A 22910-nucleotide genomic window follows, 5' to 3' on the forward strand; every position below is an offset into this window, starting at 1 on the left:
ATGATTTATTGGGCTTGAACGCGCAGTTCAGCAGCGCTGCGGCTTTGGTGACCAAGTAGCGTGTTTAAGTCAGCCGCTTGAGGTTTCACCAAGTAGAACTTCGGAATCCATTCGTCAAAGTTCGCCAAAATATGTTCTGCATGGCTAGAGCCAGTCTCTTCGAGATGATCCGCAATTAGGCCGCGCAAGTGCTCTTGGTGGATGTATAGATCCGACAGTGAAATGGCTTCCACCGATTCGTTGTTTACACGACCTTGGAAGTCTTGATTTTCATCCAACACGTAAGCAAAACCGCCCGTCATACCAGCGCCGAAGTTCACACCTGTGGCGCCAAGAATAGCCACAATGCCGCCAGTCATGTATTCACAAGCATTATCACCCGCGCCTTCGATTACTGCGATGGTGCCAGAGTTACGAACACCAAAACGCTCTCCTGCTTTACCCGCAGCAAACAGTTTGCCTCCTGTCGCGCCGTACAAACATGTGTTACCGATAATGGTGGCTTCGTTACATTTAAATGCAGTGCCTAGGTGAGGTTTAATCGCGATCTTACCGCCTGCCATGCCTTTGCCTACGTAGTCGTTCGCATCACCAGTGAGGTAAAGCTCTACGCCGCCCGCATTCCAAACACCAAACGACTGGCCAGCCGTACCATCAAGATAGATTTTGATTGGCGAAGCTGCCAAACCTTGGTTGCCATAGCGTTTTGCTATCTCACCAGATAAACGCGCGCCAACAGAACGGTCGGTGTTGATGACGTTGTAGAAGAAACTTGCTGATTGGCTGTTTTCGACAGCATTCAAGGCATCATCAACGATTTTTTGGTTGAGTTCGGCTTTATCAAACGGTTTGTTTGGCTCCGTCCAAAACAGTGGATGACCTTCGGCTGAAATAGGAGCTTCTAAGATGTTTGATAGATCCAACTTGGTTTGCTTCGCTGTGAACCCCTCGACGGCTTCAAGTAAATCAGTACGACCAATTAAGTCTGTTAGCTTCTCTACGCCAAGTTCTGCGAGTAACTCACGTACTTCATCGGCAAGGCCAGTAAAATAGTTCATTACCATTTCTGGTAAGCCTTTAAAGTACTCTTTACGAAGGGTTTCATCTTGAGTTGCTACACCCGTTGCACAGTTGTTCAAGTGGCAAATACGTAAGAATTTACAACCCATAGCAACCATTGGTGCGGTACCAAATCCGAAGCTTTCCGCACCAAGAATCGCGGCCTTAACAACATCTAGCCCTGTTTTTAACCCGCCATCTACTTGAAGACGAATCTTATGGCGAAGGCCATTTGCAACCAGTGCTTGTTGGGTTTCTGCGAGGCCAAGTTCCCAAGGACTACCTGCGTATTTCACCGAAGTCAGTGGACTTGCGGCCGTACCGCCATCGTAACCTGAGATAGTGATGAGGTCGGCGTAAGCTTTTGCGACCCCTGTGGCTATGGTGCCAACACCAGGCTCGGAGACGAGTTTCACCGAAACCAGGGCATTAGGGTTGACTTGTTTTAGGTCGAAGATCAGCTGAGCTAAATCCTCAATCGAATAAATATCGTGATGTGGAGGAGGGGAGATTAACGTCACCCCTTGCACCGAGTAACGCAGCTTGGCGATTTCTGCCGTGACTTTGTGCCCTGGTAGCTGACCACCTTCACCAGGCTTAGCTCCTTGCGCAACCTTGATTTGCAGTACGTCTGCATTGGTTAGGTAATGAGGCGTAACCCCAAAGCGGCCTGATGCTATCTGCTTGATTCGCGAGTTACGCTCGGTGCCAAAACGACGAGGATCTTCACCACCTTCGCCAGAGTTAGAGTAACCACCAAGACGGTTCATCGCCGTTGCAAGTGCTTCGTGTGCTTCTGGGCTCAACGCTCCGATAGACATGGCGGCAGAATCAAAACGTTTGAACAATTCTGTTTTAGGTTCGATTCGTTCAAGTGGCAATGGCGAGTCAGATTTTTTCAGTGCCATTAGGTCACGCAACATCGCGACAGGGCGCTCGTTTACTTGTTTGGCAAAACTTTGATAATCGTTACTTTCACCAGATTTTACCGCTTTTTGCAGTGTGCCTACCACATCAGGGTTGTAGGCATGGTACTCACCGCCATGTACGTATTTGAGTAATCCACCATGTTCAATCGATTTACGTTTTGCCCACGCCTTGCGGGACAAGTTGGTTAAATCTTGTTGGAAATCATCAAAGTTTGCGCCTTCGATGCGAGTGGTTACGCCTTTAAAGCACAAGTCGACCACTTCTCGGCTCAACCCAACAGCTTCGAACAATTGTGAGCAACGGTAGGAGGCGATGGTCGAAATACCCATCTTCGACATGATTTTGTACAAGCCTTTGTTGATGCCGTACTGATAGTTTTGCATAACATCACGGTAGTCTTTATCTAGGGCACCATCGTCAATCAATTTGCCTAACGCTTCATAAGCTAGATACGGATAAACCGCCGTAGCGCCAAAACCTAGCAATACGGCAAATTGATGAGGGTCACGTGCGGTTGCGGTTTCCGCGACGATGTTGGCATCACAGCGAAGGTTGGCTGTAACTAAGCGAGTTTGCACGGCGCCGACAGCCATGGCGGCTGGAATTGGCAACTTGCCTTTAACTAATGCGCGGTCGGAAAGAACCACTAAGACGGTACCTTCTCGCACCACTTGTTCAGCTTGATCACATAAGTCATCAATCGCTTGTTTGAGATCTTTCTCTTGTGGATCGTAGTTTATGTCGAGAATGGTATTGCGGTAGTGATCGTCACCCAGCTCAAGCAACTGCTGCATGTCAGAGTAAAGTAGCACTGGAGAATCAAATGTCACTCGATGCGCGTGGCCGTCGGTTTCACAGAAGACGTTCATCTCCTGACCTATACTGGTGGCTAACGACATAACATGCTTTTCACGTAGTGGATCGATAGGCGGGTTGGTGACCTGAGCAAACTTCTGGCGGAAGTAATCGGTAACCAAACGCTCTTTCGAAGACAGTACTGCCATTGGCGTGTCATCGCCCATAGAGCCTACGGCTTCTTGACCCATATCGCCAAGTACGCGCAGAACCTGATCTACTTCTTCATTGGTCATGGCGAACTGCTTTTGATAGGTCTTAAGCAAATCTTCATCGAAGCTTCGCTCACCCACTTGATCTTCAGGTAACTGAGAGAATGGCGTTAGTTTGCGAACGTTGTTTTCCATCCATTCGCGGTATGGGTGACGAGATTTGAGATCGTTATCGATCTCGCTTGATTGCCACAGTTTACCTTTACGAGTATCGACAACTAACAACTCACCAGGGCCAACACGACCTTTTTTCGCAACTTCGTCTGGTGCGTAATCCCAAATACCGATTTCAGAAGCCAGCGTGATCAACTTGTCTTTTGTGATCACGTAGCGAGCTGGGCGCAGACCGTTTCGGTCGAGGTTACATGCTGCGTAGCGGCCATCGGAAAGTACGATCCCTGCTGGGCCATCCCAAGGCTCCATGTGTTTGGAGTTGAAATCGTAGAAGGCTCGTAGATCGGGATCCATATCTGGGTGATTTTGCCATGCTGGTGGAACAAGCATTCGCATGGCTCGGAAGATATCCATGCCGCCGGCCAAGAAAAGATCCAACATGTTATCCAGACTTGAAGAATCCGAACCAGTCTCATTTACAAACGGAGCTGCGGTTTGTAAATCGGGCAGCAATGGGGAAGAGAATTTATAAGCACGCGCTCGGGCCCATTGGCGGTTGCCTTCAATGGTATTGATCTCACCGTTGTGAGCAAGATAACGGAACGGCTGCGCCAGTGGCCAGCGAGGTTGAGTGTTGGTTGAAAAACGCTGGTGGAACAGACAGATAGCTGATTCCATGCGTAGATCAGCAAGATCAAGGTAGAAGCGAGGCAAATCCGCAGGCATGCACAAACCTTTGTACACCAGCACTTGCGTCGATAAGCTACAGATGTAGAAATCAGGATCTTCGGTGATCTGTTTTTCAATACGGCGACGGGCAATATAGAGACGGCGTTCAATGTCGCGCTCACGCCAGCCCGCTGGAGCTGAGATAAAGACTTGCTGAATATTGGGCAGTGAGTTGGCCGCAATCGGGCCGAGTACTGCAGAATTTGTTGGGACTTCGCGCCAACCCGCAACCGTTAAGGTTTCTTGAGCGAGTTCTTTATTGACGATGTCTTTAGATAATTGAGCTTTAACCGGATCTTGGCTGAAGAAAAGCATCCCTACGGCATATTGTTTGCCTAGGTTGAAACCATTCTCTTCGGCGATAAGGCGTAAATAGGAATCGGGCTTTTGTAAAAGAAGACCACAACCATCACCTGTTTTACCATCGGCGGCAATACCACCACGGTGGGTCATTCGGTCAAGTGCAGAAATTGCTGTACGAACCAGCTTATGGCTTTGCTCGCCTTCCATATGTGCGATCAAGCCAAATCCACAGTTGTCTTTCTCAAGACTTGGATCATAAAGAGCCATTGCAATTCTCCCTTTGCTTATCTGTCATCCCGACAGATACATCAACACTGCTTACGTTGATAGTGATGACTAACTATGCGTCACTTTTATATTTTTGTGTGTATTTATTCAGTTAATTTAGAAAAATATTTAACAAAATTTGTGTGTTTTATTTTCATCAACTTCACAAGCTATAGCTTATTGTAAAAAAGGTCAAGTTATTAGTGGATAATCACGTGAATATGCGATTTACCGTTTAATTACCTAAAATAGTATAATAATTTCAATGAGATAGAAAATTGATTGTTACAAAAAAGTAACATTTGATGCTGGGAGGAATAAAAAAGACCAGCATAAAATGCTGGTCAAAAGATAAAGATTGGAAGGAATTGTTTTCTTTCTTGGTCTTTAGCCATCGATATCGCTGATGGCTAAGTGATGACTTTGAAAGAAGGAAGCGTGAATGCCCCCTTTATGCTGAAAGCATTAGCGAATTTGCTTTTGCTTCAAGGTTAGTGCCACCCATCAGGTATTCATCAATAGCACGAGCACATTCGCGACCTTCGTTGATACAACGAACCACCAAAGATTGGCCTGTACGCATATCACCTGCGGCGAATACGCCTTCTTGATTCGTCGCGAAACCTTGCGTTGCAACGTTGCCGCGATCATCGAGTGCGATATCCAGTTGAGCAAGCACGCCAGTTGGTTCTGGGTGCAGGAAGCCCATCGCAAGGAAAGCCATGTCACATGGGATCACGCGCTCGCTGCCTTCTACTTCTTTAAAGTTTGGGCGCTCGCCTGGTTTCGCATCTTCCCAAACGATATCTGCAAGACGAAGACCTGTAACTTCACCTTTGTCGTTACCGATGAACTCTTTGGTCAAGATGTTCCAGTGACGATCGACACCTTCTTCATGAGAAGTCGAAGTGCGTAGGATCATTGGGTATTGAGGCCAAGGCATATTGGCTGGGCGCTTCTCTGGTGGAATCGGCATGATTTCAACTTGAGTTATGCTTGCTGCGCCGTGACGGTTTGATGTACCCACACAGTCTGAACCGGTATCACCACCCCCGATTACGACAACATGTTTTCCTGCTGCGTGAATTTCTTCTCCTTTTAGATCCATGTTGTTTGCTCGGCGATTGTTTTGTCCGAGGAACTGCATTGCAAAGTACACGCCTTTTAGATTGCGTCCCGGAACAGGAAGATCGCGAGGAACGGTTGAGCCACCAGTCAGCAGTACCACATCGTACTCTTGACGCAGTTGTTGCGCGTTTACATCGACACCAACGTGTTGATTTACTCTAAACTCAACGCCAGCTTCTGCCATTAGATTGATCTTACGATCAATGACTTCCATGCTCAGTTTGAAATCTGGAATACCGAAACGCAGCAGACCACCCACTTTCTCGTCACGCTCGAATACGGTCACGGTATGGCCTGCGCTGTTTAGCTGCTCGGCAGCCGCAAGACCCGCAGGCCCAGAACCAATAATAGCGACTGTTTTACCAGTGCGAGAACGCGGAGTTTTTGGTTTGGCGTATCCTTCACGATACGCCGTTTCCACGATGGTTTTCTCGATATTACAGATAGTGATCGGGTCTTGGTTGATGCCAAGTACACAAGCACTTTCACATGGTGCTGGGCAAACACGACCAGTAAACTCAGGGAAGTTATTAGTCGAGCTTAGAATGTTCCATGCTTCTTCCCAGCTATCACGATAAACCGCATCGTTAAATTCTGGGATGATGTTGCCGATAGGGCAGCCGTTATGACAAAACGGCACACCACAATCCATACAACGAGAAGCCTGAGTATTGATTTTGCTACCAAACTCCTCGTTCAGAACGAACTCTTTGTTGTTCTTGATACGTTCAGCTGGGTCGATCTTCTGTGGTAGTTCACGACCATGCTCTAAAAATCCAGTAGGCTTACCCATTACACTGCCTCCGCTTGAGTTTCATTTCCTTGAGACTGAGCCTCCTCAGCTTTACGCTTTTGAAGAACCGCTTTGTAGTCACGCGGCATCACCTTAACCATAGAGGCTAGGCTTGCTTCAAAGTTATCTAGGAAAGACTGAGCGACTTCACTTCCTGTGAATTGAACATGCTTGGTTAGCATGTCGAGTAATAGATCTTTGTCTTCTTGCTCGATTGGGTCTAGGTCAACCAGCTCTGGGTTTAGTTTCGACTCAAAGTCATCCGATTTATCCCATACGTAAGCCACGCCGCCACTCATACCTGCAGCAAAGTTACGACCTGTTGAACCAAGGATGATGGCTGCACCGCCCGTCATGTATTCACAACCGTGGTCACCGACACCTTCTACAACCACTTTCGCGCCTGAGTTACGAACACAGAAACGCTCACCTGCCATACCGCGAATGAAAGACTCACCCGAAGTTGCACCGTAGAAACATACGTTACCAACTACGATGTTGTCTTCAGCGACAATACTGGATTTCGCGTCAGGGTAGAGCACTAAAGTACCGCCAGATAAGCCTTTACCCCAGTAGTCGTTTGCATCACCTTCCACTTCGAACTTCACGCCCTTAGCGAGGAATGCGCCGAAAGATTGACCTGCAGAACCTTTGAATTTGACATTCATTGGTTGAGGTAGACCTTGGTCTTTGTACACTTTCGAAATTTCGTTAGACAGCATGGTTCCGACAGAGCGGTCTGTGTTAACGATAGGGAAGTCAGCACTTACTGCTTCACCTTTTTCTAGAGCTGGAATTGCGGCTTGAATCAGCTTACGGTCTAGTACTGCTTCAAGGTTGTGGTTCTGCTGCGCTTGGTTAAATACGCCATCAGCTTCGCGAGGCTGTTCAACATGAAGTACAGGAGATAGATCCAGGTTCTTGTATTTCCAATGAGAAACGTCTTGGCGAACTTTCAGTTTTTGGCCTTGCCCTACCATCTCATCGATAGTGCGGAAGCCAAGTTCAGCCATGATTTCTCGCAGACCTTGGGCCATGTATTGGAAGAAGGTTACGACGTCTTCTACGCGACCATCAAAGCGCTCGCGAAGTGTTTTGTTCTGAGTCGCGATACCAACAGGACAGGTGTTCTTATGACACTTACGCATCATGATACAGCCTTCAACCACCAATGCGGCGGTTGCTACGCCCCATTCTTCTGCACCTAGTAGTGTTGCGACTGCAAGGTCACGAGGTGTCTTCATCTGACCATCTGCTTGAACAACGATACGGTTACGTAGGCCGTTCTTCAGTAGCGTTTGGTGGGTTTCTGCCAAGCCCAGTTCCCAAGGAAGACCAGTATGACGGATTGAAGACATTGGTGACGCACCCGTACCGCCATCGAAACCTGCGATAAGTACAACGTCCGCTTTCGCTTTCGCTACACCAGAAGCGATCGTACCTACGCCCGCTTCCGATACCAGTTTCACGTTTACACGACCAGCGCGGTTGGCGTTTTTCAAATCGTAGATCAGCTGAGCCAAATCTTCGATTGAGTAGATATCGTGGTGTGGCGGTGGTGAGATCAGACCGACGCCTGGAGTCGAGTGACGAGTGGCACCGATCCAGTCATCCACTTTGTCTCCAGGTAGCTGACCACCTTCACCCGGTTTCGCACCTTGAGCCATCTTGATTTGAAGTTCTTCAGCGTTAGTCAGGTAGTAAGACGTCACACCGAAACGACCAGAAGCCACCTGTTTGATTGCAGAGCGTTCCCAATCACCATTTTCTTTGCGCTCAAAGCGCATTGGGTCTTCACCACCTTCACCTGAGTTGGACTTCGCGCCTAAGCGGTTCATCGCAACAGCCAGTGTTGAGTGCGCTTCATAAGAGATCGAACCAAACGACATTGCGCCTGTTGCAAAGCGTTTTACGATGCTTTCGATTGGTTCTACTTCGTCGATAGAGATAGAGCCCGCTGGGTTCTTGATGAACTCCAGTTGGCTACGTAGCGTTACCGCGTTGTCGCCTTGTTTATCGACGGCACTCGCATACTGCTTGAACTGCTCGTAATCTTTGTTGCGAGTTGATTGCTGGAGTAGAGAGATAGTTTCTGGGTTGAATAGGTGTTTCTCACCACGTTGTTTCCACTGGTAAACACCGCCCACATCCAGCATTTGAATTGGGATTTCGCGTTGTGGGTAACCGATGCGGTGGCGAATCAACACTTCTTTCGCGATGTCATCCAGAGTCAAACCTTGGATGCGAGAAACCGTACCAGTGAAGTATTTGTCTACCACTGACTTGTGGATACCCAATGCTTCGAAGATTTGCGCGCCATGGTACGACTGCAGGGTTGAGATACCCATCTTCGAGAAGATCTTGAGAAGACCGCCATTGATCGCTTTACGGTAGTTGTTGAACAGATCGCGAGGATTCGCTTCTGGATCCAACTTCTTAGTACGTTGAAGTTCAATGATGGTTTCAATCACTAGGTAAGGGTTAACCGCATTCGCACCGTAACCAAGTAGCGTTGCAAAGTGGTGCGTTTCACGCGCGTCACCAGTTTCAACCACGATGTCACACTTCGCACGTAGACCTTTACGGATCAAATGGTGATGTACTGCACCAACTGCCAGCATTGCTGGGATCGCTGCGTGGTTTGAGTTCACTGCACGGTCAGTTAGAAGGATGATTGAGTAACCATCGATAACCGCATCTTCGGCGTATTGGCAGATACGTTTTAGCGCGCGCTCAAGTTTGCCTTGGTCTTCACTGGCTTGGAATACGATATCCAGCGTTTTGGCTTGCAGGTGCTCATTGTCGATTGCACGCAGTTTTTCAAGCTCAGAGTTAGCCAGAACTGGCGATTCCAATTCCACTTTCTGACAGTGAAGTGGCGTTTCAGTCAGAAGGTTTTGGTCTTTACCCAAGTAAGTATTCAGCGACATAACCATACGCTCACGGATCGGGTCGATCGGTGGGTTGGTTACCTGCGCAAACAACTGCTTGAAGTAGTTTGAAAGATGTTGCGACTGGTGTGACAGCACGGCCAGCGGCCAGTCAGCACCCATTGCAGATAGCGGTTCTTTACCTTCATTTGCCATTGGAACGATGATTTCGTTCACTTCTTCAGTACTTACGCCAAACGCTTGTTGACGGTGTAGAAGATGTTCTGGCTTAGGTTGGCTGAACTGGTTGCTCGCATCAGGCAGCTTCTTCAAGCTCAGTAGGTTTTCTTCTACCCACTTCTCGTAAGGTTGTGCCGTTGCGATGGTGTCTTTCACTTCTTCATCAGAAATGATGCGACCTTGCTCTAGATCCGCAACGAAGATACGACCTGGTTGCAGACGACCACGGAACTCTACGTTCTCTGGTGCAATATCCACTACGCCAGATTCTGATGCCATGACTAGGAAGTTATCTTTGGTCACTGTGTAGCGAGAAGGGCGTAGACCGTTGCGGTCGAGCGTTGCACCTACTTGAACACCATCGGTAAAACAGACAGATGCCGGGCCATCCCACGGCTCCATAATGTTTGCGTGGTACTGGTAAAACGCGCGACGCTTAGGATCCATGTTTTTATTTTCTTGCCATGCTTCAGGGATCATCATCATTAAGGCATGTGGCAGGCTACGACCAGAAAGAACTAGGAGCTCAAGTGCCATATCAAAGTTTGATGAATCCGAGCTGCCTTCCTGACAGATAGGAAGAAGCATGTCGATTTCAGCCTGAGTAAACAGATCTGATTCTAGGATTGCTTCACGGGCTTTCATCCAGTTCAAGTTACCGCGAACTGTGTTGATTTCACCGTTGTGAGCGATGTAACGGAAAGGCTGTGCAAGACGCCATTTCGGGAAGGTATTGGTAGAGAAACGAGAGTGTACCAGTGCCAGAGCGGTCACCATGGTCGGGTTTTGCAGGTCGAGGAAGTACTGAGGCACTTGCTCTGTCGTTAACTGACCTTTGTACACCAATGTCTTGTAAGACATTGAGTTAATGTAGAAGTCGTCACCAATGTTCGAAACGCTTTCTAGGCAAACGCGTACGGTGTAATTACGAAGTACGTAAAGTTTGCGTTCTAGCTCTTCAGGTGTGATGCCAGGACCGCCGGAGATAAACACGTGCTCAAATTGAGGCTCTGTGCTTAGAGGGTCGGCACCAATCATGGAGTTGTCGGTTGGTAATACGCGGTAGCCGATGACTTCGAGATCTAAGCGTTTGGCATTACGCTCTAAAATGTCACGGCATTGTTCGCGTTTGTATTCGTCTTTCGGGAAAAGAACGACACCAACGCCATACTTTTCAAACGAAGGCAGTTTAATGCCTAGTTTAACGGCCTCTTCTAATAGGAATTCATGAGGTTTTTGCAACAAAATACCCGCACCGTCACCGCTGCATGGGTCACAACCTTGACCGCCACGGTGTTCCATGCGAGCCAGCATATCCAATGCTTGAGTCACTACTTCATGAGATTTACGGTTTTTAAGGTGAGCAACAAAACCGATACCACAAGCGTCATGCTCCAATTCCGGAGTGTATAGACCCTGTGAATTTTGCTCTCTATCTACCATAGATACATCCTTCCAGTTCAATGCGACGCAAAGGTACGAGGCAGACCGAAGTTGCCTTGTGACACATGATGCGTCTTGTCCTTTATATTTATTATCGCCACCAGTCGAGGTTGACTGGTCTTGATTCCTTTCCGTATCTCGCAGGAAAAGTATTGCGAGAAAAACAATCCTTGGTGATATCCCTTTATTTATTCTCACTATTTAGTGATTTATATAGGTGGGAGTGGGATAACACCGACAATTCCCGCTGTGCGTGCTGTAATAAAAGTCACAAAAAATGCGGGGTTGTGTAAGTATCCTACAATTTTGTTACTTCGGATTGCAATGAAAAGTCGCCTCTGTGACCCAATTTTTTCGTTTAAATATGCATTTTTAGTTTAACATTTACGCAACATGACGCTTTTTTGTCTGTATTTATGCAAGTTTATTGATTTCACACCGATTGGGCGTTGTTTGAATTGAGTAATATTGTTTGTTTTTTCTTGCAGGGATGTAATTTAGTTACATAAATCGTAGTGAGATTTATTACGGTTTACTATTGGTGAGAATCTATGCAGTTACATGAGTTGGTCAATACACTAGGCCAAGATCTTCAGCGTCGTTACGGCGAAAAAGTCCATAAGCTGACTTTACATGGTGGCTTTAGTTGCCCAAACCGCGACGGCACGATTGGCCGAGGTGGTTGTACATTTTGTAATGTGGCTTCGTTTGCTGACGAAGAAGTACAAATCAAAAGTATTCATGAACAGTTGAAAGATCGTGCTGGGGAAATCCATCGAGCGAAGAAATATCTGGCGTATTTTCAGGCTTACACCAGTACTTATGCAGAAGTTCAAGTACTGAAAAATATGTATGAAGAAGCGCTCAAAGCTGCTGATATTGTGGGTTTGTGTGTGGGAACTCGCCCAGACTGTGTGCCTGACTCGGTATTGGATTTGCTGTCAAATTATGTAAACCAAGGTTATGAAATTTGGCTCGAGCTAGGTCTTCAAACTGCAAATAACGATACGCTCAAACGCATCAACCGCGGACATGATTTTGAATGTTATGCGGAGATCACTCAGCGAGCTCGAGCCTTAGGGATCAAAGTTTGTACTCATTTGATTGTTGGATTACCGAAAGAAACCCGCGACGATAATATTGAAACGCTGCAAAAAGTGTTGGCCGTGGGCACTGATGGCATCAAGTTACATGGCCTGCATATTGTGGAAGGCAGTACGATGGCGAAAGCTTGGAGAGCTGGTAGATTAGAAGCTCCTGGATTGGAAGAATATGTTGCGATTGCCAGTGAAATGATTCGTATGACGCCCGCTGATGTTGTGTTTCATCGTGTCTCTTCCGCAGCTCGTCGTCCAACGTTGTTGTCCCCGCTTTGGTGTGAAAACCGTTGGTTAGCCATGACTGAAATTGGTCGCGCATTAAATAAAGATGGCGCTCAAGGCAGCTTAATAGGAAAACCTTTTATCTACACTAAGCCGGAATTAAAAGCAGATTGCTCAATAAATAACTGATATATTTTTAGCAGTTTGCTTTATAGGTGGAAAAATGGATCAGTTACTTAATTGGCTTTGGAATGGGCAGGAGAGTTATGGATATATTGTCCTGCTATCGATAGTCAGTGCGATTGCGATAGCACTTATCTACTTTCGTTTCCAAAACGCACTTAAGCAGCTTATTACTGATTCGCCTTATCCAGTGCTGGTGCTAGATGCCAGCCATGGACAAATCCTACTTTCGAATCAAGCAGCGATGCAGTTGCTTGGCATTCGATCTCTGGGTACAGGCTTTTTGTACCCAGCCTTGTTTGAGCTTCACAAACTATCTTCGTTGCTTGATAGCTTTTCCAGTCGCTATTTCCGTCACCAAGTCTTTGATTGGCGTTTATCTGAAAACGAATCCATTAAGGTTGAATTGTCCGGCCGAAAGAGTTTGCTACGTGGCCATCGCGTTTGGATCATGTACGCGCAACCTTATCAAGTCACTTTACAAGAGCAGCAGCAAGAGTTGGCGCAGTTAGAGATGGCGCGCTCAGCGCTAGATTCGCTGTCCGAGTTGATCTGCTTGCAAGATTGTCAAGGTAACTTATTGACGACGAATCGTGCCTTTGACCAGTTTTGGGAGGGGCGACGAGAAGAAGCCATCACTGCAACGGCTAGCCGAGTCGCTACCCGTAAAAGTGAACGCAAATGGACGACGGACACGCAAGGTCGCAGCTGCTTGCTTGAAGTGAATTTAAGCTCATTAGTTTCGCCAAGTGGTGAGCTACTCGGAACGTTGTCTATTAGTCACGATGTGACGGAATGGCATAAGATTCAGCAGAACTTACGTGATGAAATGGAACGTCGAAAAGACACTGAAGTCGCCTTGGCTCAGCGTGACACCATTCTTCAAACAATCTTAGATGCAAGCCCTGACTCTATCGGTATTTTTAATGAGAACATGGTGTACCAAGCGTGCAATAAGCCATTTGTAAACGCTTTAGGTATATCGGAAGTTTCTGATTTGATTGGTAAGCGTCTTCAAGATGTCATTCCCGTTGAAATGTACACGCGGTTGGAAACGAGCGACCTACACGCTCTACGACAAGCGGAACCGGTAAGGTACATCGATAAGGTCGTGAGTAGTGATGGCCATATTACGTGGTTTGATGTGGTGAAATCGCCGTTTAAAGACAAGGCATCGGGTACGAATGGCGTTCTTATCATGGCGCGTGATATTTCAGAGCGTTATCTCGCCGAGCAAAAACTTGAACAAGCGAACCTTGAACTTGAGAAATTGAGCTTTATGGACAGCTTGACGCAAGTGGCAAATAGACGCCGATTTGATGAACGTCTTCATGTACTTTGGTATCACCATATTCGTGAAAAATTGCCTTTGACTATTATGTTGTGCGACATCGACTTCTTTAAAGATTACAACGACTGTTACGGACACCAACAAGGCGACGAGGCGTTGATTCGTGTCGCGGCGGTCTTCAAGCAAGTGGTCAACCGTTCTTCAGACTGTGTGGCTCGATACGGTGGTGAAGAATTTGGTTTTATCTTACCAAACACGACAACAGAAGGTGCAGAGCAAGTCGCTCAACGCATTCATCAACAGATTAGACAGCTTGATATGGAGCACGGTAGTTCGGAAGCTTCAGAACACCTCAGTGTGAGTATCGGCTTTGTTTCTTACGTTCCTCAGCATGGTGATGAGCCTGAAATGGGCATCGCTATGGCCGACAGTGCGCTATACCAGGCCAAAGCCGATGGCCGTAATCGCACCTGCATCCACCCTAGTTCCTTCTAGCGCTTTGTGACCGCTTGCTCTAAGTTGATAGCAAGCGGTTTAAATCACCGTATTAAACACGTTAAACTGCTTATACCTTGTGTTCTCGTCTGTGATCCTATGATTCTCGCCAGTTCATCAAGGTGAATGCCTCAAAATCAAACAGACCTAAATTGCGTTAGGCCTTGTACATCTACCCGTTTTCAATATGTCGGGTTGATAGCTTGCTTGTGCCATGGAGTAGTGAATGAAGCCCATGAAAAATCTCGCCCAGTACTATGTAGACTTACTGGTGAAACTAGGGATTGTCCGTTTTTCAATTTTGTTAGCCCTAGCGCTGGTGGCACTTGCTGTCGTCGTACAAGTTGGTATCACTTTGGCTCTCAAAGGGCGTGTCGATGATATCGACATCGTACGTTCCGTTTTCTTTGGTTTGTTAATCACGCCCTGGGCCGTTTACTTCCTATCTGTGGTGGTAGATCAGTTAGAAGAGTCTCGTCAACGATTGACGAAGCTGGTTTCTAAATTGAAAGACATGCGTTCACGCGACCAAGAACTGAACTTCCAACTACAGCAGAACATCGAAAAGCTCAATCTAGAGATTGAAGAGCGGATTAAAGCGGAAGAAGCGCGTGAAGAGGCGATGCAGGATTTAGAAAATGAGGTTTTCCAGCGTGAGCGAACGCAATTAGAGTTAGCAGAGCGTACCGCTTTGTTACGTTCATTCATCGATGCGTCACCTGATTTGATTTATTACCGTAATGCTGATGGCGTCTTCTCCGGTTGTAACCGAGCGATGGAAGAGTTAACGGGCAAGAAAGAGCATCAACTTGTCGGCTTGAGCCCGTGGGATGTCTACAGTAAAGAAATTGCGCAGCCAATCGTAGATACCGACCAAAAAGTCTTTAGCGACAACCAAGCGATCACTTACGAGCAATGGTTGGAATACCCTGATGGGCGAAAACACTATTTTGAATTGCGCAAAGTACCATTCTATAGCAAAGACGGTCGCCACTTGGGGTTGGTTGGTTTTGGGCGAGACATTACTGAGCGTAAGCGTCACGAAGAATCTCTAGAAAAAGCCAGCCGAGATAAAACGACGTTTATCTCCACAATTAGCCATGAACTTCGCACACCGTTAAACGGCATTGTTGGCTTGAGTCGAATGTTGCTTGATAGCCCGCTGACGGAAGAGCAGCGTAAGCACATGCAGACGATCAACGTGAGTGCGATTACGTTGGGGAATATCTTCAATGACATCATCGATATGGACAAATTCGACCGTCGCAAGCTTGAGCTGTTACCTGCGCCATTGAACTTTGAAGACTTTGTCGCCGAGATAGAGAGTATTTCGGCGCTCATGGCGGAACAAAAAGGACTGCGTTTCGACTTAGAACGTTTGAGTGACCTACCAAAAGCGATCGAGGTGGATGCGACCCGTTTACGTCAGGTGATTTGGAACCTAGTCAGCAACGCGATGAAGTTCACCAAAGAAGGTGGCGTTGTGATGACAGTCAGCGCTGATGTCGAAGAAGACTTCGCGACTATCATTATGGAAGTCGAAGACACTGGCATCGGTATTCCTGAAGCTGAACTGGATAAGATTTTTGCTATGTATTATCAAGTTAAGTCGGGCAAAGACAACTTGCATGCAGTAGGTACAGGTATTGGGTTAGCGGTTTCGAAACAGCTGATCAATATGATGGATGGGGACATTACGGTCACAAGTGAAGAAGGCTTTGGTAGTACTTTTACTGTGTCGATTCACGTTCCTATTGTTGAACTCGAAGAGCCGGTAATCGATGCAAAGCGCGACAATGTGCATCTCAACATCTTTATGGTTGAAGACATTGAACTTAACGTGACGGTGGCTAAGTCGCTGCTAGAAAGTTTGGGGCATTCCGTGACGGTCGCGATGACTGGGGAAGAAGCGTTAGTCAACTTTGTGCCGGATCAATACGACCTTGCGCTGTTGGACATTCAACTGCCAGACATGACAGGGTTTGATGTGGCGAAGTACTACCGTGAGCATTATGACCACTTACCTCCGTTGGTGGCGTTAACGGCGAACGTGATGAAAGATCGTCGAGAGTACTTAGAAAATGGAATGGATGACGCAATCAGTAAACCATTAGCTGTGCATGCTATTCAGTCAGTGATAGATAAGTTCTTTGCTGATCGAGTCGATAAACCCGTGGTGATTGTTAAGCCTGAAGTCAAGGAAGAAGCGGCGCCTTCTCCTGTGATTGAGACACATCTACTGGATCTGGATATGCTAGAGTCTTATGTGGATATTGTCGGCGTTAAACCCGTGTACGACAGCATCAAGATGTTTGAAGACATGATGCCAGATTACATTGAGGTATTAGACTCAAACATGACCGCAAAAGATCAGGATGGCATTGTTTCTGAAGCGCATAAAATCAAAGGTGCGGCAGGATCTATTGGTCTTAAACGTATCCAAAGCGTTGCTCAAAAAGCGCAATCCCCGGATATGCCGGCATGGTGGGAAAATATTTCTGACTGGGTCGAAGAGATAAAGAATGAATACCAAAACGATATTCAGGTACTCAAAAGTTGGTTAGATCAAAGGAAATAACATGAAGAAACTTGCACCCGTAGCCTTACTTATTGCATCGCTCGTAGGTTGTAGTTCTGTTCCTCAAGTGAACTGGCAACAAGGCAGCCAAATTACGATGAATCAGGTGAATGTTGAACTAAAGAGCAATCTTTGGGTGAACTTAATGCCTGCGATTGAGGAAGAACCTGTGCAAGACGTTCAAGAGTTGAGTATTCAAGGTGCTTTGTATCTGGAAGGCGACAAACAGCTGCCTGCGAATTTGACTGCTGAGGCTCTGATTATAAAGCAGGGTACTACCGAGTGGATGATTGATGGTGGGGACTTGGAAACTCGCACTCACAGCGAAAATCAGTGGGAAGTGACGTTTACTTGGCAAGTTGAAGCCGATACAGATAAATCCGTCGACTTGGCGTTGCTGCTTGATGATGCGGGTAAACAACGTTGGCTTGTTGAAAAGCACGTGAAGATAAACAAGGTTTATTAGTTTCTTTGCCGCATAGAAAAAGGGCTTGCTCCAATGAGCAAGCCCTTCGTATTTCTAGCAGACTGAATTAGTCTTCTAAGTCACCACAGAAGCGGTAGCCTTCACCGTGGATAGTCGCGATGATTTCTGGCGTACCAGATACTGATTCGAAGTGTTTACGAATTCGGCGAATCGTTACGTCGACAGTACGGTCGTGTGGTTTAAGCTCACGACCAGTCATCTTTTTAAGAAGATCAGCACGTGTTTGGATCTTACCTGGGTTCTCACAGAAGTGCAGAAGTGCACGGAATTCAGAACGAGGCAGCTTGTAGCTATCACCAGCAGGGCTCACTAGTGAGCGGCTGTTAATATCTAGCACCCAACCGTTGAATTCGTATTTTTCTACTGAGCGCTTTTCTTCTTGAACTGCGTTAGTGCTCATTGAGCGGCTTAGCAGGTTGCGCGCACGAATAGTCAATTCACGTGGGTTGAATGGTTTTGTGATGTAGTCATCAGCACCAATTTCAAGACCTAGGATCTTGTCTACTTCATTGTCGCGGCCTGTTAGGAACATCAGAGCGATGTTCGCTTGCTCACGTAGTTCACGTGCTAGCAGTAGACCATTCTTGCCTGGAAGATTAATGTCCATAATGACCAAGTTGATAGAGTTGTCAGACAACACTTGGTGCATCTCTTCACCGTCACTGGCTTCAAAAACAGCGTATCCCTCTGCTTCAAAAATACTCTTAAGAGTGTTACGAGTTACTTGCTCATCTTCTACGATAAGAATCTGCGGGGTTTGCATTGGCGGTACCTAAATTTGTGACAAAATTGTGCTAATAGAATAAATTCTAGGCAAAAATATAACATACAGGTAATGTGATTTTGATAATAAATCAAGTTGATCAAAAAAACACTTCTTTCAGCTATCCGCCTTCCTTGGAATTTTGCCAACTCACCAGTATCCAATGGCGACGTTTATTCTATAGGGCTTGTTTACCTTTCAGTTCCTTGCTTTGCAGGGCATGAAACGTAAACACCCTAAGATATGGAGCGGATTTTATATTGTTAACAGCATGCTAACAATGCTCAAATGTTAATTCCATTCAGTTTGTTGATTTACATCAATTGATGAAATGTAACTGTTATTAATCGTTTAAGAGTTATGATAGAAAAAAGTAATACGAACATAGATGTATCGTTATGGAATGCTTATTCAGAATCTTTTTTTCATTTTGAGGCTGAATGGCATACGTCAAGTTATGCGGTGATAACTGCTTGGAACCCCTACAGTAATTTGCGGTCAAAGAAAGAGAACTGCATAAGTAATCAAGAGTTAGAAAAACAACTTAAACACGCGAATTACGTGCTCGTTAACGTAGGTGATCGCAGCTTTGAATGGTGTGAAGAGAGTTTTGCGGCGGATATATCATTAGAAGAGGCTGTGCGATTGGCAAAAGCGTTTCAACAAAATGCCATTTACTATGTGATAGATGGTGATCTTTACTTAGTTGCGTGCGCGGTACCTAGCAAAAAACATTGGCTAGGAAAAATTAACGACAGGCTCGTATAACAGGATATCTCTCGTTGGGGTTATGCCCGAGCGAGCAAATTCACGGAGGAAATATGAGAGACATAACACCAGATATTTGTGACCAATTTGAAGACCAAGTGACGTTGCTAAATTTACCACTACAGAACTTTGGTCAACGTACCGCCTTTCATGGCGAAATTGTCACAGTGCGTTGCTATCACGATAATTCTAAAGTACGTGAAGTTCTAGAACAGGATGGCACTGGCAAAGTCTTGATTGTTGATGGACACGGTTCCTGCCAAAAAGCGCTGCTTGGTGATCAGCTGGCGATACTCGGTATCGAAAATGGTTGGGAAGGTATCATCGTGTACGGAGCGGTGCGTGATGTGGCACAAATGTCGCAAATGGACATAGGAGTGCAAGCGCTGGGTACATGTCCGTTTAAAACGGAAAAGCGTGGTGTGGGTGAAGTCAACGTGACGTTAACGATGCTGAACCAAATTGTTCAACCAAAACATCATGTTTATGCCGATTGGAATGGGGTGTTGATTTCAAAAGAAGCACTCGATTTTTAGAATCGGAAACCTAAACCTACCTCAAAGCCTTGTTGCCAATCTTGGTAATCCAACGTCGCGTGAATGTCTAACTTATCGGTAATTTTCACGCGGCTAGAAAGTTCAGCAGCGAGGCTACTGTCTTCGGTTTGAATGCCGTTGCTATTCTCAGATTTGTAAGATCTTACGGTACTTTTTACGGTGACACGATCATTGAAGTGGTAGCTGATCCCGCTGAGAAAGCCGCTTTGGTTTTGAGTCGGAGAGTTATTGACTCGCGCACCTACATAAAGGTCAACAGAATCAAAAAGTTCATAGGCGTAGCCACCATCAATATTCCATACATCAAAGCTGTCGGTTTGGTAACTTTCGCTTGAGATGAACAGTTTGTGAGGAGACGCGCTTGTTTTCCCTGGAAGGGGAGGGAGATCGTTAGCAAAAGAAACGCCAGACACTGAAAACAGTAACAGAAAAAGCCATTTTTTCATGTCCACCACTCCTTGTGTCTAACTTTTTTATTAGTATCTGCTAAAAGCTTCTCACTATTAAAGCATAGAATATGAAAGCCAACACATCTATTTTCTAAATAATTCGATCCTAGGAACATTGATCACAGTTAAGTTGTTGTTAACTAGAAACAACACCGTCTAAATGTTTGATCTTGCGCTTTATGAGAAAGATCCGCTTACCTATGGCTCCTAATCACCCTTCGTTTAATGGCATTAACTCCTGAAGTTAGAAAACAAGGATGTTTTTCTTAAAATCAAGCGTAAGTAATTACACTTATATATCAATGACATTACGCAGAATAAACCTCTGGAAGACTGGAAAATAAACAATTTTTTGTTGACTCTGAATAGGAAACTCGGTAAACGTAGATATAAGCAAACACGATTAACGTTGAATATTTATTTATGCCATCTAACAGCCTAGTAGTAATGACCACGACCATTATTATTACCGACACGACAAATGTTGGGGCAGGCTGCTGAGCGAAAGAAATTCACAAAAAAGGCCTGTATCCAACAAGATACAGGCCTTTTTTTATGCGTTTTTAGACAGAATTTAGACAAAAATTAAGAAAATACATCGGAGGAAGGGATGCGAGTATTGAAGTTTGGCGGTTCATCACTAGCGGATGCAGATCGCTTTTTAAGAGCGGCAGATATCATTGCCAATAACGCTCAACAAGAAGAAGTGGCCGTTGTACTTTCAGCGCCGGGTAAAACGACGAATAAGTTAGTAGCAGTCATTGAAGGTGCACTTCGCAATGGTGAAGCTGAGCTGCAAATCAATGAGTTGGAAGAGTCGTTTAAAACGCTTTTTGCTGATATCCAAGCGGTATTGCCTAACCTAGAAGGTGCGGCGTTCGATAACCAAGTTAAAACCTCTCTTTCTCAACTGCGTCAGTTTGTGCACGGCATTAACTTACTTGGTATGTGTCCAAACAACGTCAATGCTCGCATCATTAGTAAAGGTGAGCGAGTTTCGATTCAATTGATGAAGGCGGTACTGGAAGCTAAAGGGCAACAAGCGAACCTCATTGATCCTGTTGAATATCTGTATGCGAAAGGCGATCACCTAGAAGCCATGGTGGATGTTGATGTATCGACACAGAACTTCCGTCAAAATCCTCTTCCTAAAGATCATGTGAACATCATGCCGGGCTTTACTGCGGGTAATGAAAAAGGCGAATTGGTGACGCTGGGTCGTAACGGTTCTGACTATTCAGCGGCAGTATTAGCGGCTTGTTTACGTGCTGATTGTTGTGAAATCTGGACGGACGTGGATGGTGTTTACAACTGCGATCCTCGATTGGTTGAAGATGCACGACTGCTTAAGTCACTCAGCTATCAAGAAGCAATGGAGCTTTCTTACTTCGGTGCATCCGTTCTGCATCCGAAGACCATTGCTCCTATCGCGCAATTCCACATTCCATGTCTGATCAAAAACAGCTTTAACCCTCAAGGCGCGGGTACGCTTATCGGCCAAGATACTGGTGAAGATAATCTTGCGATCAAAGGTATTACAACGCTTAACGACCTAACCATGGTTAACGTATCAGGCCCAGGTATGAAGGGGATGGTAGGCATGGCGAGCCGAGTATTTGGTGCGATGTCTTCTGCTGGCGTATCTATTGTTTTGATTACTCAATCATCGTCTGAGTACAGCATCAGCTTCTGTATCGAGGCCGATGATAAGCTGAAAGCTCAACAAGTTCTGGCGGATGCGTTTGAGCTTGAACTAAAAGACGGTCTATTGGAACCGGTTGATTTTATCGATGATGTTTCTATCGTTACCTTGGTTGGTGACGGCATGCGTACATCTCGTGGTGTTGCTTCACGTTTCTTCTCTTCTCTTGCGGAAGTGAACGTCAATATCGTCGCGATTGCGCAGGGTTCTTCAGAGCGTGCTATCTCTGCGGTGATTCCGGAAGACAAAATTTCTGAGGCGATCAAAGCGTGTCACGAAAACCTATTTAACTCCAAATACTTCCTCGATGTGTTTGTTGTTGGTGTTGGTGGTGTTGGCGGTGAGCTGGTGGATCAGATCCAACGTCAGCAATCCAAACTGGCAGAAAAAGGTATCGTGATTCGAGTGTGTGGTTTAGCAAATAGCAAAGGCTTGCTACTCGATAGTGAAGGCTTACCACTAGAACACTGGCGCGACCGCATGTCTGCGGCAACAGAAGAATTCAGTCTAGCTCGTTTAATCGCGTTAGTTCAGCGCAATCACATCATCAACCCTGTACTTGTGGATTGTACGTCTAGTGAAGACATTGCAAATCAATATGCAGACTTTCTAGCAGCAGGTTTCCACGTGGTCACGCCAAACAAAAAAGCAAACACAGCAAGCATGGCGTACTACCATCAGCTTCGAGATGTCGCTCGTAGCTCGCGTCGCAAGTTGATGTACGAAACAACCGTAGGGGCAGGCCTACCGGTTATCGAAAACTTACAAAACCTGATTGCAGCAGGCGATGAGCTTGAACGATTTAGTGGCATTTTGTCAGGTTCACTGTCTTACATCTTCGGTAAACTTGACGAGGGTATGAGCCTGAGCGAAGCGACGAATATTGCGAAAGAAAATGGCTTCACTGAGCCAGATCCTCGTGATGACCTATCTGGTATGGACGTTGCGCGTAAGCTGCTCATCCTAGCTCGCGAAGCAGGTATGTCATTAGAGCTTGAAGATGTGGTCGTTGACCAAGCGCTACCACCAGGCTTTGATGATTCAGGCAGTGTTGATGAATTTATGGCTCGTTTGCCAGAAGCGGACGCGTACTTCAAAGAGTTATCAGCGAAAGCGGCAGAAGAAGGCAAAGTGCTACGTTATGTTGGTGAAATTAATGATGGCAAGTGCACTGTGAGCATGGCCGCTGTCGATGAAAATGATCCAATGTTCAAAATTAAAGACGGTGAAAACGCGTTGGCGTTTTATAGTCGCTACTACCAGCCAATTCCTTTAGTGCTGCGTGGTTACGGTGCCGGTACAGAAGTGACGGCAGCAGGCGTATTCTCGGATGTAATGCGTACTTTAGGTTGGAAACTAGGGGTATAACAAG

General features: G+C 46.1%; 12 protein-coding genes and 1 other annotated feature. Of the genes, 7 read left to right on the forward strand and 5 right to left on the reverse strand.

Translation table 11 applies throughout. The annotated features are described in order from the left end of the window. Positions 1-5 precede the first annotated feature (5 nt). From gltB (BIW15_RS12860) to gltB (BIW15_RS12870), 3 genes are all read right to left on the reverse strand, one after another. Positions 6-4469: a glutamate synthase large subunit gene (gene gltB / locus BIW15_RS12860; protein WP_077281137.1), complete on the reverse strand. Its 4464-nt coding sequence runs from the start codon at positions 4467-4469 to the stop codon at positions 6-8. A 451-nt stretch (positions 4470-4920) separates the two neighbouring features. Next, positions 4921-6390, reverse strand: coding sequence for a glutamate synthase subunit beta (locus BIW15_RS12865; RefSeq protein WP_025540235.1), 1470 nt, complete (start codon positions 6388-6390; stop codon positions 4921-4923). Continuing rightward, a complete protein-coding gene (gltB, locus tag BIW15_RS12870; RefSeq protein WP_029795638.1) occupies positions 6390-10943 on the reverse strand; it encodes a glutamate synthase large subunit in 4554 nt (1517 codons plus the stop codon). The genes BIW15_RS12865 and gltB (BIW15_RS12870) overlap by 1 nt, the downstream gene beginning before the upstream one ends. A 551-nt stretch (positions 10944-11494) precedes the next feature. Here gltB (BIW15_RS12870) and BIW15_RS12875 point away from each other — a divergent pair. The 4 genes from BIW15_RS12875 to BIW15_RS12890 all read left to right on the forward strand — a co-directional run bounded on the left by BIW15_RS12875 (position 11495) and on the right by BIW15_RS12890 (position 17278). Further along, positions 11495-12454: a TIGR01212 family radical SAM protein gene (locus BIW15_RS12875; protein WP_077281138.1), complete on the forward strand. Its 960-nt coding sequence runs from the start codon at positions 11495-11497 to the stop codon at positions 12452-12454. Between the two features lie 34 nt (positions 12455-12488). Then, positions 12489-14234, forward strand: a complete 1746-nt coding sequence (locus BIW15_RS12880) for a diguanylate cyclase (RefSeq protein ID WP_005455892.1) — start codon at positions 12489-12491, stop codon at positions 14232-14234. A 226-nt stretch (positions 14235-14460) separates the two neighbouring features. Beyond that, on the forward strand, positions 14461-16812 hold the full coding sequence (gene arcB, locus BIW15_RS12885; RefSeq protein ID WP_077281139.1) for an aerobic respiration two-component sensor histidine kinase ArcB: 2352 nt from the start codon (positions 14461-14463) through the stop codon (positions 16810-16812). A gap of 1 nt (position 16813) precedes the next feature. Beyond that, a complete protein-coding gene (locus BIW15_RS12890) occupies positions 16814-17278 on the forward strand; it encodes a hypothetical protein (RefSeq protein ID WP_015296247.1) in 465 nt (154 codons plus the stop codon). A 67-nt stretch (positions 17279-17345) separates the two neighbouring features. On the opposite strand, the gene arcA is transcribed toward BIW15_RS12890, so the two are convergent. Then, positions 17346-18062: a two-component system response regulator ArcA gene (gene arcA, locus BIW15_RS12895; RefSeq protein WP_005479585.1), complete on the reverse strand. Its 717-nt coding sequence runs from the start codon at positions 18060-18062 to the stop codon at positions 17346-17348. Positions 18063-18422: 360 nt separating this feature from the next. Here arcA and BIW15_RS12905 point away from each other — a divergent pair, with 360 nt between their 5' ends. Together BIW15_RS12905 and BIW15_RS12910 are read left to right on the forward strand one after the other, a co-directional pair. Then, positions 18423-18830 (forward strand): DUF3293 domain-containing protein, encoded by a 408-nt coding sequence (locus BIW15_RS12905; RefSeq protein ID WP_020904216.1) that lies wholly within the window; start codon positions 18423-18425, stop codon positions 18828-18830. 53 nt (positions 18831-18883) lie between these two features. Beyond that, the gene (locus BIW15_RS12910) at positions 18884-19366 is read left to right on the forward strand and encodes a putative 4-hydroxy-4-methyl-2-oxoglutarate aldolase (RefSeq protein WP_005460676.1); all 483 of its coding nucleotides are present in this window, start codon (positions 18884-18886) and stop codon (positions 19364-19366) included. On the opposite strand, the gene BIW15_RS12915 is transcribed toward BIW15_RS12910, so the two are convergent. Then, positions 19363-19833, reverse strand: coding sequence for a hypothetical protein (locus tag BIW15_RS12915; RefSeq protein ID WP_005486998.1), 471 nt, complete (start codon positions 19831-19833; stop codon positions 19363-19365). The two genes, BIW15_RS12910 and BIW15_RS12915, sit on opposite strands and share 4 nt — an antisense overlap. 439 nt (positions 19834-20272) lie before the next feature. Further along, positions 20273-20392 (forward strand) — a sequence feature (Thr leader region). 54 nt (positions 20393-20446) lie between these two features. On the opposite strand from BIW15_RS12915, the gene thrA reads away from it, so the two are divergent. Then, positions 20447-22906 carry a bifunctional aspartate kinase/homoserine dehydrogenase I gene (thrA, locus tag BIW15_RS12925; RefSeq protein ID WP_023584946.1) on the forward strand — a complete coding sequence of 820 codons (2460 nt, stop codon included), beginning with the start codon at positions 20447-20449 and terminating at the stop codon, positions 22904-22906. Positions 22907-22910 lie beyond the last annotated feature (4 nt).

It is taken from the genome of Vibrio sp. SALL6, assembly GCF_002002385.1.
Lineage (GTDB): Bacteria > Pseudomonadota > Gammaproteobacteria > Enterobacterales > Vibrionaceae > Vibrio > Vibrio parahaemolyticus.

Excerpts from the sequence above, each read along its gene's own strand:
- BIW15_RS12905 (WP_020904216.1), top strand. The coding sequence starts at position 18,423 with ATGATAGAAAAAAGTAATACGAACATAGATGTATCGTTATGGAATGCT.
- gltB (WP_029795638.1), bottom strand. The coding sequence starts at position 10,943 with ATGGTAGATAGAGAGCAAAATTCACAGGGTCTATACACTCCGGAATTG.
- BIW15_RS12875 (WP_077281138.1), top strand. The coding sequence starts at position 11,495 with ATGCAGTTACATGAGTTGGTCAATACACTAGGCCAAGATCTTCAGCGT.
- BIW15_RS12890 (WP_015296247.1), top strand. The coding sequence starts at position 16,814 with ATGAAGAAACTTGCACCCGTAGCCTTACTTATTGCATCGCTCGTAGGT.
- BIW15_RS12880 (WP_005455892.1), top strand. The coding sequence starts at position 12,489 with ATGGATCAGTTACTTAATTGGCTTTGGAATGGGCAGGAGAGTTATGGA.
- arcB (WP_077281139.1), top strand. The coding sequence starts at position 14,461 with ATGAAGCCCATGAAAAATCTCGCCCAGTACTATGTAGACTTACTGGTG.
- gltB (WP_077281137.1), bottom strand. The coding sequence starts at position 4,469 with ATGGCTCTTTATGATCCAAGTCTTGAGAAAGACAACTGTGGATTTGGC.
- arcA (WP_005479585.1), bottom strand. The coding sequence starts at position 18,062 with ATGCAAACCCCGCAGATTCTTATCGTAGAAGATGAGCAAGTAACTCGT.
- thrA (WP_023584946.1), top strand. The coding sequence starts at position 20,447 with ATGCGAGTATTGAAGTTTGGCGGTTCATCACTAGCGGATGCAGATCGC.
- BIW15_RS12865 (WP_025540235.1), bottom strand. The coding sequence starts at position 6,390 with ATGGGTAAGCCTACTGGATTTTTAGAGCATGGTCGTGAACTACCACAG.
- BIW15_RS12910 (WP_005460676.1), top strand. The coding sequence starts at position 18,884 with ATGAGAGACATAACACCAGATATTTGTGACCAATTTGAAGACCAAGTG.
- BIW15_RS12915 (WP_005486998.1), bottom strand. The coding sequence starts at position 19,833 with ATGAAAAAATGGCTTTTTCTGTTACTGTTTTCAGTGTCTGGCGTTTCT.